The 14,097-nt window shown below is 73.7% G+C and carries 12 protein-coding genes; 7 read left to right on the forward strand and 5 right to left on the reverse strand.

Annotated features, from left to right (window positions below; all coding sequences use genetic code 11):
* Window positions 1-2,194 (reverse strand): DEAD/DEAH box helicase (locus tag ACGF5T_RS02810; protein WP_392886645.1); only part of this gene is annotated, 2,194 nt, incomplete at its 3' end.
* Window positions 2,195-2,732: 538 nt separating this feature from the next.
* Here ACGF5T_RS02810 and ACGF5T_RS02815 point away from each other — a divergent pair.
* Window positions 2,733-3,497, forward strand: a complete 765-nt coding sequence (locus ACGF5T_RS02815; RefSeq protein WP_356604326.1) for a ferritin-like domain-containing protein — start codon at window positions 2,733-2,735, stop codon at window positions 3,495-3,497.
* Between the two features lie 100 nt (window positions 3,498-3,597).
* Here ACGF5T_RS02815 and ACGF5T_RS02820 read toward each other — a convergent pair whose 3' ends face one another.
* From ACGF5T_RS02820 to ACGF5T_RS02835, 4 genes are all read right to left on the reverse strand, one after another.
* Complete coding sequence (locus ACGF5T_RS02820) at window positions 3,598-3,867, reverse strand: hypothetical protein (RefSeq protein WP_356604328.1); 270 nt, start codon at window positions 3,865-3,867, stop codon at window positions 3,598-3,600.
* A gap of 168 nt (window positions 3,868-4,035) precedes the next feature.
* Window positions 4,036-4,263, reverse strand: coding sequence for a DUF3107 domain-containing protein (locus tag ACGF5T_RS02825; protein ID WP_356604330.1), 228 nt, complete (start codon window positions 4,261-4,263; stop codon window positions 4,036-4,038).
* Between the two features lie 148 nt (window positions 4,264-4,411).
* Window positions 4,412-5,053, reverse strand: a complete 642-nt coding sequence (locus tag ACGF5T_RS02830; protein WP_053142796.1) for a TetR/AcrR family transcriptional regulator — start codon at window positions 5,051-5,053, stop codon at window positions 4,412-4,414.
* 211 nt (window positions 5,054-5,264) lie between these two features.
* Window positions 5,265-5,486, reverse strand: a complete 222-nt coding sequence (locus ACGF5T_RS02835; RefSeq protein ID WP_361019772.1) for a hypothetical protein — start codon at window positions 5,484-5,486, stop codon at window positions 5,265-5,267.
* A 271-nt stretch (window positions 5,487-5,757) separates the two neighbouring features.
* On the opposite strand from ACGF5T_RS02835, the gene ACGF5T_RS02840 reads away from it, so the two are divergent.
* The 6 genes from ACGF5T_RS02840 (at window position 5,758) to ACGF5T_RS02865 (ending at window position 14,049) form a co-directional block, all read left to right on the forward strand.
* Complete coding sequence (locus ACGF5T_RS02840) at window positions 5,758-6,780, forward strand: alpha/beta hydrolase (RefSeq protein WP_356604334.1); 1,023 nt, start codon at window positions 5,758-5,760, stop codon at window positions 6,778-6,780.
* An 8-nt stretch (window positions 6,781-6,788) separates the two neighbouring features.
* Complete coding sequence (locus tag ACGF5T_RS02845) at window positions 6,789-8,690, forward strand: DUF3152 domain-containing protein (protein ID WP_392886650.1); 1,902 nt, start codon at window positions 6,789-6,791, stop codon at window positions 8,688-8,690.
* A gap of 300 nt (window positions 8,691-8,990) precedes the next feature.
* Entirely contained in the window at window positions 8,991-10,703 is a 1,713-nt protein-coding gene (locus ACGF5T_RS02850; RefSeq protein WP_366766098.1) for a DUF3492 domain-containing protein, read from the forward strand.
* On the forward strand, window positions 10,700-12,160 hold the full coding sequence (locus ACGF5T_RS02855; protein ID WP_366766099.1) for a hypothetical protein: 1,461 nt from the start codon (window positions 10,700-10,702) through the stop codon (window positions 12,158-12,160). The genes ACGF5T_RS02850 and ACGF5T_RS02855 overlap by 4 nt, the downstream gene beginning before the upstream one ends.
* A gap of 102 nt (window positions 12,161-12,262) precedes the next feature.
* A complete protein-coding gene (locus ACGF5T_RS02860; protein ID WP_356604342.1) occupies window positions 12,263-13,312 on the forward strand; it encodes an NAD-dependent epimerase/dehydratase family protein in 1,050 nt (349 codons plus the stop codon).
* The gene (locus tag ACGF5T_RS02865) at window positions 13,300-14,049 is read left to right on the forward strand and encodes a spherulation-specific family 4 protein (protein ID WP_366766100.1); all 750 of its coding nucleotides are present in this window, start codon (window positions 13,300-13,302) and stop codon (window positions 14,047-14,049) included. Before ACGF5T_RS02860 ends, ACGF5T_RS02865 begins: the two co-directional genes overlap by 13 nt.
* Window positions 14,050-14,097: the final 48 nt, after the last annotated feature.

The following is a 14,097-nucleotide window of genomic DNA, read 5'->3' on the forward strand; positions in this document are numbered from 1 at the left end:
GGCGGGGCTTGGCCTCGGTGGTTTCCGGTGCCTGCGTCGCCGTCTCGACGGTCTCGGCGGGTTCGGCCGTCTTGCGGGTGCGGCGGCGCGGCTTCGTCTCCGCTGCCTCGACCGTGCCCTCGGCGGTGTCGACGGCGGCTTCCGCCTTCGCGGCGGCCGTCTTGCGGGTGCGCCGGGGCTTGGCCTCGGCCGCTTCCGGCTCCTGCGCGCTCTGGGCCGGGATGCCGGCCGTGGCCCCCGCGGTCTCGGCGGGTTCGGCCGTCTTGCGGGTGCGGCGGCGCGGCTTCGCCTCGGCCGCCTCGACCGTGCCTTCGGCCGTGTCGACGGCGGTCTCCGCCTTGGCCGCGGCCGTCTTGCGGGTGCGGCGCGGCTTCGTCTCCGTCGGCTCGGCAACGGGCTCGGCCATTCCCTCCGCCGTGGCGAGCGTCGTCTCGGCGGGTTCGGCGGCCTTGCGGGTACGACGGCGCGGCTTCTCCGCGGGCGCCTCGGTCACCGGAGCCGCGACGATCACCGGCTCGTCGGCCACCGGCTCGACCACAGGGGTCGTCTCCGGCAGGGCGGCCGGCGCCTCGGCCGACTTACGGGTACGGCGGCGGCGCGAGCCCGACGGGGCGTCCGTGATCTCCGCGGTCTCGGAGGCCTCGACCGCGGTGCCCTCCGCCGACTGCGCGACGGGGACGTCGGTCGTGGCGGCCGACGCCGGCCGGCGGGACGACTCCCCGCCACGCGTACGGCGTCGGCGGCGCAGGGTGCGGGGACCCTGGGCGGCGTCCGTGGCCACGTCGGCGGCGGTGTCCGCACCGCCGGTCACGGCCTCGGGTGCGCTGGTCGTCGCGGAGGTGTCCGCGTCCACCGGCGCTCCACCGCGCATCCGGCGGCGACGACGCGGCGTCGTACCGGACGAAGGCTCGCGCTCGGCGGAACGGGACTCGTCCCGGCCCCCGCGACCACCCCGGTCACCGCGGCCACCACGGTCACTGCGCGAGCGGCCACCGCGGCCACCCGTCTCGCCGAGGTCCTCCACCTCCTCCGCGTCGAGCCCGGCGCGCGTGCGCTCCGAGCGCGGGAGGATGCCCTTGGTGCCCGCGGGGATGCCCAGGTCGGTGTAGAAGTGCGGGGAGGTGGAGTACGTCTCCGGCGGGTCGTTGAAGCCCAGGTCCAGCGCCTTGTTGATCAGCTGCCAGCGCGGGATGTCGTCCCAGTCGACCAGCGTGATCGCCGTACCCTTGGCGCCCGCGCGGCCGGTCCGGCCGATGCGGTGCAGGTACGTCTTCTCCTCCTCCGGCGACTGGTAGTTGATGACGTGCGTCACGCCCTCGACGTCGATGCCGCGGGCGGCGACGTCGGTGCAGACGAGGACGTCCACCTTGCCGTTGCGGAAGGCGCGCAGGGCCTGCTCGCGGGCGCCCTGGCCAAGGTCGCCGTGGACCGCGCCGGAGGCGAAGCCGCGCTGCTTGAGCTGGTCGGCCAGGTCGGCCGCCGTGCGCTTGGTGCGGCAGAAGACCATGACCAGTCCCCGGCCGTCGGCCTGCAGTATGCGCGCCACCATCTCGGGCTTGTCCATGTTGTGCGCGCGGTAGATGAACTGCTTCGTGTTCGCGACCGTCGCGCCCGCGTCGTCGGGCGAGGTGGCGCTGATGTGCGTGGGCTGCGACATGTACCGGCGGGCCAGTCCGATGACCGCGCCCGGCATGGTGGCCGAGAACAGCATGGTCTGACGCCTGACCGGCAGCATGTTGATGATCTTCTCGACGTCGGGCAGGAAGCCCAGGTCGAGCATCTCGTCGGCCTCGTCGAGGACCAGGCACTTGACGTGCTTCAGGCTGAGCTTCTTCTGGCCCGCCAGGTCCAGCAGGCGGCCCGGGGTGCCGACGATCACGTCGACGCCCTTCTTCAGGGCCTCCACCTGCGGCTCGTAGGCCCGGCCGCCGTAGATCGCCAGGACGCGCACGTTGCGGACCTTGCCGGCGGTCAGGAGGTCGTTGGTGACCTGCTGGCACAGCTCGCGCGTCGGGACGACGACGAGGGCCTGCGGGGCCTCGGTCAGGGCTTCGGGGGTGGCGCGGCCCGCCTCGACGTCGGCGGGGACGGTCACGCGCTCGAGGAGCGGGAGGCCGAAGCCCAGCGTCTTGCCGGTGCCGGTCTTGGCCTGGCCGATGACGTCCGTGCCCGACAGGGCCACGGGGAGCGTCATCTCCTGGATGGGGAAGGGGTTGACGATGCCGACGGCCTCGAGGGCTTCGGCGGTCTCGGGAAGGATTCCGAGGGAACGAAACGTCGTAGTCAGGGTGCTGCCTCTTCTGTGTACGTGGTGCGAGGCGAGCGCGCGGGTCGTGCCGGACCGTGTGTCGGGGACGTCGGCTGTCCTGCGGGAAAGCCGTAGGACACGGGACCTCTGTCGACGCTCCAGCGCTCGTACCACTGAGGGTCCCCCTCCGGATTCCGTACACAGCGTGGCGTACGGCAAGGGAGGGCTGTCGGGTCGGAGCCGATCGGGCCACCGACCGGGCATCCTCATGCGTGCGGCCCGACGACGATGTCACGTACCCGTACGTCACATACTCGGCAGGCGCATTACCACCATACCCCGGATTCGCGCACACGCGATGGCCGTTTTGGTCACGTAGTCGTCGTCACACCGACTGACCAGGTACGAGCGGGGGCGGATCGGGATCGGACGGAGGCCGACCGGGGGCCTTCCGGTGGACGGCGGGCGGGTTATTGTGCGCTGCATGACGAGCTCTGACAAGCCTGGCAACGCCGCAGCCGCCTCCGCCGGACACACCGAACCCACCGGTGCCACCGGAGTAGCCGCCCAGGACTGGGCGACGGCCGCCGCCGACCCCCAGTACCGTGCCGCGGTGGTGGACCTGCTCGGCGCCCTCGCCTACGGCGAGCTGGCGGCGTTCGAGCGGCTCGCCGAGGACGCCAAGCTGGCGCCCACGCTGGCGGACAAGGCGGAGCTGGCGAAGATGGCGTCGGCGGAGTTCCACCACTTCGAGCGCCTGCGCGGCCGGCTCGCCGAGATCGGTGAGGAGCCGACCGGGGCGATGGAGCCGTTCGTGGCCGCCTACGACGGTTTCCACAAGCAGACGGCCCCCTCCGACTGGCTGGAGGGACTCGTCAAGGCCTATGTCGGTGACTCCATCGCGAGCGACTTCTACCGCGAGGTCGCGGCCCGCCTCGACTCCGACACCCGTGAGCTGGTGCTGGCCGTGCTCGACGACACCGGGCACGCCGGTTTCGCCGTGGAGAAGGTGCGTGCGGCCATCGACGCGGACCCGCGGGTCGGCGGGCGGCTCGCGCTGTGGGCGCGGCGGCTGATGGGGGAGGCGCTCTCCCAGTCCCAGCGGGTGGTGGCCGACCGGGACGCGCTGTCCACGATGCTCGTGGGCGGGGTCGCGGACGGGTTCGACCTCGCCGAGGTCGGCCGGATGTTCTCCCGGATCACGGAGGCGCACACGAAGCGGATGGCGGCGCTGGGTCTGGCCGCCTGAGCCCGACCGCCGTCAGTGCCGCCGAGGTACGGGCTGGCGCCCGGGCCGCCGGTCGGGCATGCGGTCCGGTCGTCGCTCAGGGCGCCCGGTCCGCCCTCGGTCAGGCGGTCGCCGATCGGCGGCGGAGCCTGCCGGCGGGGCGCAGGAGCAGGGAGAGCGAGGCCGCGGAGATGACGGCCGAGCCCATGAGGACCGGTAGGAGACCACCGGCACCCAGTGCGGTGTGCGTCACGAACGCCCCGAAGAGGGCTCCGGCGATCCCGGTCGGCAGGACCAGGACGCGGGCCGGGAGACGGTGCGGCAGTCGGTGGGCGGCGGCCCATGCCAGGGCAAGGCCGAGAAGTGTGGCGCTGAGCGCTTCCAAGAGCATGTCGGGGTCCCTCCCACGTGGCCGGCCCGCCCGAAACGGTCACAGTCTGGTTACCCCTGACCTGCGGAATGCAACCCTCCCCCTGTGGGTGAACTGTGCTCCGTCCGACATGAGGGAGGGGCCCGGCGGTGAGTCACCGCCGGGCCCCTCCCTTACTGCGTCCGCCCGCTACAGCGCGCCGAAGCCCACCTTGCGCGGGGTCGTCTCGCCGATCTCGACATAGGCGAGACGGTCGGCCGGTACCAGGACCTTGCGGCCGTGTTCGTCCACGAGGCTCAGGAGCTGTGACGTGCCGGCGAGCGCCTCGGCCACCACGCGCTCGACCTCCTCGGCAGTCTGACCGCTCTCCAGAACGATCTCGCGGGGCGCGTGCTGCACGCCGATCTTGACCTCCACGGCTATGTCCCTCCGACGGTCAGTGAAGTGCGCGATCTTCCGCGCCGTACTCCGCACACATTAGCCCGGTGAGGGGACGTACACGCTGCGCCCGAGAACGCCAGGAGCGAACAGCCGGCGGGAACAGAACCGGCGTGAGCCGGCGCCGTCAGTGCTGCTCGCTGCCGTGCAGCGGGAAACCGGCGATGCCGCGCCAGGCCAGCGAGGTCAGCAGCTGCACCGACTGGTCGCGGGGCACACTGCGGTCGCTGTGCAGCCAGGAACGGGCCACCACCTGGGCGAGGCCGCCCAGCCCGGAGGCCAGCAGCATCGACTCGGCGCGCGAGAGACCGGTGTCCTCGGCGATGACGTCGCAGATCGCCTCGGCGCACTCGTTCGTGACCTTGTCGACGCGCTCGCGCACGGCGGGCTCGTTGGTCAGGTCCGACTCGAAGACCAGCCGGAAGGCGCCGCCGTCGTCCTCGACGTACGCGAAGTAGGCGTCCATCGTGGCCCGGACGCGCTGCTTGTTGTCGGTCGTCGAGGCGAGCGCGCTCCGTACGGACTGGATCAGGGACTCGCAGTGCTGGTCCAGCAGGGCGAGGTAGAGGTCGAGCTTGCCCGGGAAGTGCTGGTAGAGCACCGGCTTGCTGACCCCGGCGCGCTCGGCGATGTCGTCCATCGCGGCCGCGTGGTAGCCCTGGGCCACGAAGACTTCCTGTGCGGCGCCCAGCAGCTGGTTGCGTCGGGCTCGGCGGGGAAGGCGTGTGCCCCGCGGGCGTACCGCCTCTGTCTGCTCGATGGCTGTCACGCCGCCTCCCATAGTCGTCCACGTGCGGTGTGCGCCGCCTCGTCATCGTACTTTTCGGTAACCGTGCTGTGCGCGGTGCGAGCGCAGAATTTCACGGACCGGACGGTGGCGATAGCCGCACAACAGGTTTCAAAAGCGTCCAGGCCGGGCAGAGGGCGGCGCTCCTTTCCGCTGGGCAAGCCGCTTCGCCGCCACCTGGCGGCGTCGCGTCTCAGCGGTAGTCGTCCTCGTCGTGGGAGACCACCCGCGCCTGTTCAGCGAGGTCGGCCTCGTTGGCGCGGTCCGGTTCGATGCCGGTCAGCGGGTCGTCGCGCTCCGGGGCGACGTCCGTCCGCTGCTCGGCCGCGTCGGCGTCCGGCGCCTCGACGTCGATCTCCTTCGCGTCCTGCGTCTCGGTGTCGAAGGTCTCGGGGTCGGTGGGGTCGACGGTCATGCTGGGCTCCCTTCCTACGAACGTCCCTGGAGGTTCAGGGGGTCACACGCGGGTGCCCACTTCATGAGCCTAGGAGACACCCGTTCCGGACGCCATGCGTCGTACGGGGTCGCGGGCGGCGGGGTGAGGGTCGAGGGGCGAGGGCTGAAGGGTCGAGGGTCGAGGCCGAGGGGCGAAGGGGAGGGGGAGTGGCGGACGGGTCGGACACGCCGGTCCGACTTGTGACGGCGAACACATGAACCACTGCGTGATCGTCTCGTAACATTGCCGCATGCCTTCGACCGAGCCGCCGTCACTGTCGCCCGCGAACGTGCTGCCGAAGGTCGCGGCCGTCAAGGTCGCGGACGGCGAGCGCCTCCGGTCGGTCCAGCTGCCCGGCGTCACGCTGACGGTGCGTTCGAGACCACCGGCCCGCGAGGGGCTGCCGCCCGCGCTGTACGTGCACGGCCTCGGCGGTTCCTCGCAGAACTGGTCGGCGCTGATGCCGCTGCTGGACGGTGTCGTCGACAGCGAGGCCGTCGACCTCCCGGGCTTCGGCGACTCCCCGCCGCCCGACGACGGGGACTACTCGATCACCGGCCACGCGCGCGCGGTCGTCCGCCTCCTCGACGCGACCGGGCGCGGTCCCGTGCACCTCTTCGGCAACTCCCTCGGCGGCGCCGTCGTCACCCGCGTGGCCGCGGCCCGCCCAGACCTGGTGCGGACGCTGACCCTCGTGTCGCCCGCGCTGCCGGAGCTGCGTGTGCAGCGCAGCGCCGTGCCGACGGGGATGCTGGCGCTGCCCGGGGTGGTGGCGCTGTTCACCCGGCTCACCAGGGAATGGACCGCCGAGCAGCGGGTGCGCGGCGTCACGGCGCTCTGCTACGGGGACCCGGAGCGGGTGTCCCCGGAGGGCTTCCGCAACGCCGTGGAGGAGATGGAGCGGCGGCTGCGGCTGCCGTACTTCTGGGACGCGATGGCGCGTTCCGCGCGCGGGATCGTGAACGCGTACACCCTGGGCGGCCAGCACGGGCTGTGGCGACAGGCCGAGCGGGTTCTCGCGCCCACGCTCCTGGTCTACGGTGGACGCGACCAACTCGTCGGCCACCGCATGGCCCAGCGCGCCGCCCGAGCCTTCCGCGACTCCCGGCTGCTGACCCTGCCGGACGCGGGACACGTGGCGATGATGGAGTATCCGGAGGCCGTGGCCAGGGCGTTCCGCGAACTGCTCGCGGACACCGGGCAACCGGCCACCGGCGAGAGGACCGCCAGGGCCGTGGACGACGAGCCCGCCGACCAGAGCACAGGAGGCTGAGGCGCGACGTGGGACGCCACAGCCGCCGCGGGCCCGCACCCAAGGCCGACGACGCGGACACCACCGCAGCAGCGCGCGAGGGCCGGCCCGGCCTGCTGGGCCGCCGCCGCGCACCCGGCCCCCAGGCCGGGGATCAGTCACCACCGGCATCCGGGGCACCCGGTGTGCCGGCCCGTGGAGCACCGGGCGGGGCCGCCCGGGGCGAGGGCCGCGGTGGCCCTGGTGAGTATCCGGGGCCGGGGCGGTGGCTTCCGGAGGGCATGCCGGGACCGTCGGGGCGACAGTTTCCGGACGGCGCCCCGGGGCGTGGCCGTCCGATGGATTCGAGCGATACGCCGGCGCACGGGATGCCGAGGATGCCGGACGGTACTCCGGCGCACGGGACTCCGGCGCACGGGATTCCGAGGATGCCCGACGGGACTCCGGCGCACGGGATTCCGAGGATGCCCGACGGGACTCCGGCGCGGGGTGTACCGAGGTTCGATGACGGGACTCCGGGGCGTGGTGTGCCGAGGTTCGCCGACGGGACGCCCGGAGGAGGGCTTCCCCGGGTGCCGGACGGTACGCCGGCCCATGGGTTTCCGCGGGTGACGGACGGGACTCCGGCGCACGGTGTGCCGAGGTTCGGTGGTGGCGCCCCGGCGCACGGGGGGCCGAGAGCTGCCGACGGCACGCCCGCGCACGGCGTGCCGCGCGTGCGTGGTGGTCATCCCGAGCAGCGTGAATCCGGCGGCGGATGGGGTGAGCCGGACGTGCGCGGGCGAGCGGGCGCCGGTTACGCCACCCCGGCCGGCCCGCCGCCTCCGGGCGCTGCCGCACGCCCCGGGGCGCCCTTCCCGCGGCAGCGGCAGGGCCCGCCGGGAGGTCCGCGGCAGGAGTACCTGGATGCCTTCGGTGAGCGCGACGACGTCTTCGCGGCCCGGCCCCCGCGCCGTACGCCCGTCCCCGCGCAGCCCTTCGACCCGCGGCCCTCGGACCCGTACTCCACCGTCACCGACTGGAGCGCCGACGACGGGAGCGGCAGCGGAGACGGTGGTGCCGCCTCCGGCTCCGCCTCCGACGCCGACGACGCGGCGCCCACGGGCGACCCCGCGCCGGTCAAGGGCGGCAAGGGCAGGACCTTCACCGGCATCGCCGCGGCGGCGGTCACCACCGTGCTGGCGGTCGTCGTGGCCGGTCAGGTCGCCGACGGGGCGGACGGTGACGACGTGCGATCGCAGGCCTCCACCGACCAGGCCCGTGACGTGCACGACTCCGCCTCGCGGGCGGACGGGCGGCCGACGCCCTCCACTCCGGAGGCCACGGTGCTGCTGACGTACGCACAGAAGATGGGAAAGACGTATCCGCTCGGCGCCACGCTCAAGGGCTCGGGCCGGTTCGACGCGATCCCCGGCATCGCCAAGGGGCCCGGGAAGGGGGAGAAGTACACCTACCGCGTGGACGTCGAGCAGGGGCTCGGCCTGGACGGGGAACTCTTCGCCGAGGCCGTGCACAAGACGCTCAACGACGACCGGAGTTGGGCCCACGACGGCGCCCGCAGCTTCGAGCGGATCCACTCCGGGCAGCCCAACTTCGTGATCACCCTGGCCAGTCCCGGCACCACCGCCGACTGGTGCGCCAAGTCCGGCCTGGACACCACCCAGGACAACGTCTCCTGCGACTCCGCCGCCACCGAGCGCGTGATGATCAACGCCTACCGCTGGGCGCAGGGCGCGGAGCCCTTCGGTGACGCGATCCACGCGTACCGGCAGATGCTGATCAACCACGAGGTCGGCCACCGCATCGGCTTCAACCACGTCAGCTGCGACAAGGACGGCGAGCTGGCCCCCGTCATGCAGCAGCAGACCAAGTTCGTCGATCACGACGGGATCGACTGCCGGCCGAACGCCTGGGCGTACCCCAACAGCTGACGGGACCGGCACGGCCCGCTGCGGCCGATCCGCGGTTGATCGGCGATCGATGGGCGGTTGATCGGCGGTCGACCCGCGGATCACGTACGGCTGCAGAAGCCCGAGCGTCACGCACGGTGACTTCTTGATCCCTTAGCGCGACGGAACGCCGCTCGTGCGGGAAAGTTACGACCGTTCACCCCTTTTGGTGGCGCGATGGACAACCGTCCATCGCGCCACCGCCTTGTCCGCATACGTTCGTCCCGCTGCGAGCCGCCGAGCCAACGGCGGCTCCCCAGACGGGAGATCGGGGGTGCGCGCGTGCGCATCGGACTGCTGACGGAGGGTGGCTATCCGTTTGTGAGCGGTGAGGCCGGACTCTGGTGCGACCGGCTCGTGCACGGGCTCGAGCAGCACGAGTTCGACGTCTACGCGCTCAGCCGCAGTGAGCGGCAGGAGGACGCCGGGTGGGTGCCGCTGCCGCCGCACGTCAGCCGCGTACGCACCGCGTCGTTGTGGGAAGTCGAGGACGACGGACTCGGGTACGGACGGCGCGCGCGCCGGCGCTTCGCCGAGTGCTACGGCGAACTGGCCGCGACGCTCTGCACGACCACCCCCGGAGCGCCGTCCGGGGCTCCCGAAGAGGCGTCCGCCCTTGAGGCGGACCGTTTCGCCAACGCGTTGTACGGGCTGGCCGAACTGGCCCGCGACGAGGGCGGGCTGCCCGGCGCACTGCGTTCGGACACCGCCGTGCGCGCCCTGGAACAAGCCTGTCGTGCGCCCGGCGCCCACCGTTCCGCACGCGAGGCGCGCGTTCCCGATCTGCTCGCCGTCGCCGCGCGCCTCGAACGCGCACTGCGCCCCCTGTCGCTCGACTGGTACGAGGACGACGGCCTCGGCGCGGTCGACCTGTGTCACGCGGCCTCCGGCGGCACGGCCGCCCTGCCGGGCCTGCTCGCCCGGCACTTCGCCGACGTGCCCCTGCTGGTGACCGAGTACGGCGTGCGACTGCGGACGCACTACCTCACGGAACCCGATTCCCCGCCCGCGATACGGTCCCTCCTGGCCGCCTTCCACGGACGACTGGCCGCCGAGGCGTACCGGCGGGCGGCCGTGATCACGCCCGGCAACACGCACGCCCGTCGCTGGCAGGAGCGCTGCGGAGCCGACCGCGCCAAGCTCCGCACGGTCCATCCGGGCATGGACGCGGCCCCCTTCTCCGAGGTGGCTCGGTCGCCGGAGTGCGCCGACCCGCACACCTTGGTCTGGGTAGGCCGCGTCGAGCCCGCCAAGGACCTGGTCTCACTGCTGCACGCCTTCGCGGAGGTCCGCAGAGCCGAACCCGCGGCCCGCCTCAGGATCGTCGGCGCCCCCACCGGCCCCGAAGGCGAGGCCTACCTCGCCCACTGCAAGGGACTGGCCGCGCAGCTCTTCCCCGACGAGGCGGACGGTCCGCACGCCGTCGGCCGCAACCCGGTGACCTTCGAGGAGACCGGCGGGCCCGAACTGCCGTCCCGCGCCGAGGCGTACGCCTCCGGCGCGCTGGTCGTGCTCTCCAGCGTCGTCGAAGGATTCCCGGCCGGACTGGTCGAGGCCATGTTCTGCGGTCGTGCGACGGTCTCCACGGACGCCGGTGCGGTGGTCGAGGCCATCGGCGGCACCGGGCTCGTCGTGCCCCCGCGCAATCCGCGCGCGCTCGCCGAAGCGTGCGTGGCCCTGTTGCGCGACCCGGAGCGCCGGGAGCGTCTGGGCGCCGCGGCGCGCGCCCGCGCACTGGAACTCTTCACCGTCGAGCAGAACATCACGGCATTTCACGGCATTTACCTGGAGATCCTCTCGCGCACGCCGGTACGCCGCGTCGTCCTCGACGACACCGGCGAACCCCTGCCGTTCGCCGCCCCCGCCGAAGCCCACGTCCCCGGTCGCTGGAGCGACCCCACGTCCCGGGTCGTCGCCCGGGGCGGGCCCGGCTGGGCGACGGACGCACCCGTCCGGGCCACGGCCCCGGCCACCGCGACGGAGGGGGCGCGATGAGCGGCCTCGGCGAACTGGACCGCCCCGAGACCCCGGGCAGCCCGGGTGCCTGGGACGCCCGCTCACGGGAGTCCCTGACCGACGGAACGCCGCACACGGGCGGCGTTCCCGCGGGCGGGAGCGAGGGTGGGGGGCCGGGGGCCGTCACGTCCTCACCGGCGGGCGGATCCGCGCGCGACGGCAGGGGCGACACGGCGACCACCGGGCGCGGAGCCCCCGAGAGCGGCGCGGCGATCAGCGGCTGGGGGGCGGCGAACGCCGGCAGCGGGACGCACGTCGCCGGCGGGGCGCTCGCCGACGGTCAGGCGCTCACCGGTGCGGGAGGGGCGGTCGGGGCCGGCGCGGTGGCCGCCGGTGGCAGGCAGGCGCCGTCCGCTGCCCGCCGTGCCACCGCGGACCCCGTGAAGGCGCTGATGCACCGCCACCGCGACCTGTGCGAACGCGCCGTGGACCCGTTGGAGATCGCGGCCGGCCTGGAGGCGCACGGCGTCACCGACCGGACCGCCGCCCGCTTCCGCCACCGGGACGTCTTCTCCCTGGCGGAGGAGATGTACGCACGCGTCCCGCGTGACACCGACCCGGCCCCGCACCCCACGGACCCGCCCACCCCACGGGCGCGTGCCGCCTCGATCGTCCTCGCCCTGCTGCCCGGCGCACTGTGCGCCGCCGCGGTGACCGGGCTGCGCCTCACGCACGGGCGAACGCGCCTGACCGTGGCCGCCCTGGGCGTGCTCGCGGTGGCCCTGGCCGTGCGTGCGGCACTGCGCCGAGGCCCGCTGGCTGCCACCGCGCGCACCGGTGGCACGTGGACCTGCTGGCTCGTCGGCTACGCCCTCCTCGGCGACGGACTGCTCCAGGCCGCTCTCGCCGGTGGCCCGGACGGACTCCCCGACGGCACCGCCGACGGCCCCTGGCCCGTCACCGTCGCCCCCGTCATCGCCCTGACCCTCGCCTGCGCGCCCGCCGCCGTGAGTGCTCGTCTCCTTGCCGTGCGAGCCCGCCGCAGACTCACGGCCAGCCGCGGCCTCGCCGACTTCTCCGCCTCCGTGCGCCCCCTGTTGCTCGGCACGTTCGTCCTGTTCATGGCCGTCCTGACAGCCCTTGCCGCGCTGACCGGCATGGTCCTGGGCGAACCCGCCGCCTACCCCCAGGCGCTCACCCTGGGCGCCCTGCTCCTGCTGGCCCGCCTGCTGACCGTGCACGGTCACGCCTACGCCCCCTCGCTCGTCCTCACCGCCGCGGCCACCGCCGAGGCAACCGCCCTGGCCACGCTCTTCGCCGGCCGCCTCCCCGGCTGCGGCTTCCTGGCCGCCCCCGTGGAGGCCCTGGTCGACCTCTGGGGTCCGGCCGGTGTACCGACGATCGCCTGCGGCGCGGGCGCCCTGGTCCTCCTGGTGCACGCGACCCGTCGTCTGACCAGAGCCTCGGCGCACGCGTCGACGGAGCCGCCACGGTGAGCGAACCCAGCCGGACAGCCCCCACTCGTCCGCACCACCCCTCAGAAGGAGCCCCCAGATGACCACCTCCCGACCCGACGCCTCGGCACCGGGAGCCGCCCGATGAGAGTCCTGCTGATCGGAGCCAACGGCTACATCGGCCGCTTCGTCGCCGACCGTCTGCTCGCCGACCCGGCCGTACAGCTCACCGCTCTCGGCCGCGGCGACGACGCCGACGTCCGTTTCGACCTCGCCACCGGCAGCCCCGGCGCCCTGACCCGTTTCCTCGACGCGGTCCACCCCGGCGTCGTCGTCAACTGCGCCGGAGCCACCCGGGGCGGCGCCCGGGAACTCACCCGGCACAACACCGTCGCCGTCGCCACCGTCTGCGAGGCACTGCGCCGCAGCGGCTGCGGCGCCCGCCTGGTGCAGGTCGGCTGCAGTGCGGAGTACGGTCCCAGCCAGCCCGGCTCCTCCACCGCGGAGGACGCCGTGCCACGCCCCGGCGGCCCCTACGGCGTCAGTAAACTCGCCGCGACCGAACTGGTCCTCGGCTCCGGCCTCGACGCCGTCGTGCTCCGCGTCTTCTCACCCGCGGGCCCCGGCACCCCCGCGGGCTCCCCGCTGGGCCGGCTCGCCGAGGCCATGCGCCGCGCGATGCAGTCCGGCGACGGCGAACTCCGTCTCGGTGGCCTCGGCGCCCAGCGCGACTTCATCGACGTCCGCGACGTCGCCCGCGCCGTCCACGCCGCCTCGCTCTCCGCGGCACAGGGTGTGATCAACATCGGGTCGGGCCGTGCCGTGCGCCTGCGCGACGCCGCCGCCACCCTCGCCCGCGTGGCCGGATACGGCGGCTCCCTGCACGAACTCGACGGGCCGCCCGGAGCACTCCGCCCGACCATCGGGCACCCCCGCACCGAATCGGTCGGCCACCGCGTCGACGCCCTCGGCCACCACCGCGCCGACAGCCTCGGCCACCACCGCCCGGAAGCCCTGGCACACCGCGCAGAGGCCGAGCACGCCGCGCCCGTCACCTACCCCTACCCGGACGGCTGCGGCAGCTGGCAGCAGGCCGATGTGCGCACCGCCCGCGACCGGCTCGGCTGGCGACCGCGGATCGCCCTCGAGGAGTCCCTCGCCGACATCTGGATGGAGGCGGCATGTCGTATCTGACCAGGGCCCCGGCGGGCACCGCGAGCACCGGCCTCTCCACCGGCCTCGGTATCCCGGGCCTCGCCCATCCCCTGCTCGCCGCCGGCGAGTGGGCCGGCCTCACCTGCCCGGGGACGCCCCTGCACTGGGTCGTCCTCGACGTCGCCGACGGACCCGGCGCCCATCCCGACCCGCACTGCCTGGCGGCGGCCGGCCGTCTCCGCAACACCGGCATCCGCGTTCTGGGCCACCTTGACGCCGCCCACGGGACCCGAGGCTTCGGCGAACTGGTCTCCGACGCGCACCGGTACCTCGACTGGTACCGGGTCGACGGCTTCCTCCTCGACCGCTGCCCGTCCGACCGCGCCGACCTCCCCGAGGTCCGCCGCACCGTCAACACCCTGCGGGTGATCCGTGACGACGCCCACATCGTCCTCGGCCACGGCACCCACCCCTGTCCCGGCTACGCCGACACCGCCGACCAACTCGTCACCTTCTCCGGCGCCTGGAGCGACTACCGCTGGTCCCAGGCGGCCGAATGGAGCGCCGACCATCCGCCCGAGCGCTTCGTCCACTTCGTCCACGGAGTCCCGCGCGGGCACCTGGAGGAGGCTCTGCGCATCGCCCGCTGGCAGGGTGCGGCGACGGTCTACTTCACCGACCGCACGGACCGGGGCGGACAGGCCGACCCCTGGGAGGCCATGCCCGGTTACTGGGACGAAATCGTCTCGCGGATCGGGACAGGTGTCTCGGAATGAAAAAGGCCGTGGCAGTGTTGCGGAGAGAACAACCGTAATCACTGACCG

Source organism: Streptomyces sp. NPDC047853, assembly GCF_043204535.1.
GTDB lineage: Bacteria > Actinomycetota > Actinomycetes > Streptomycetales > Streptomycetaceae > Streptomyces.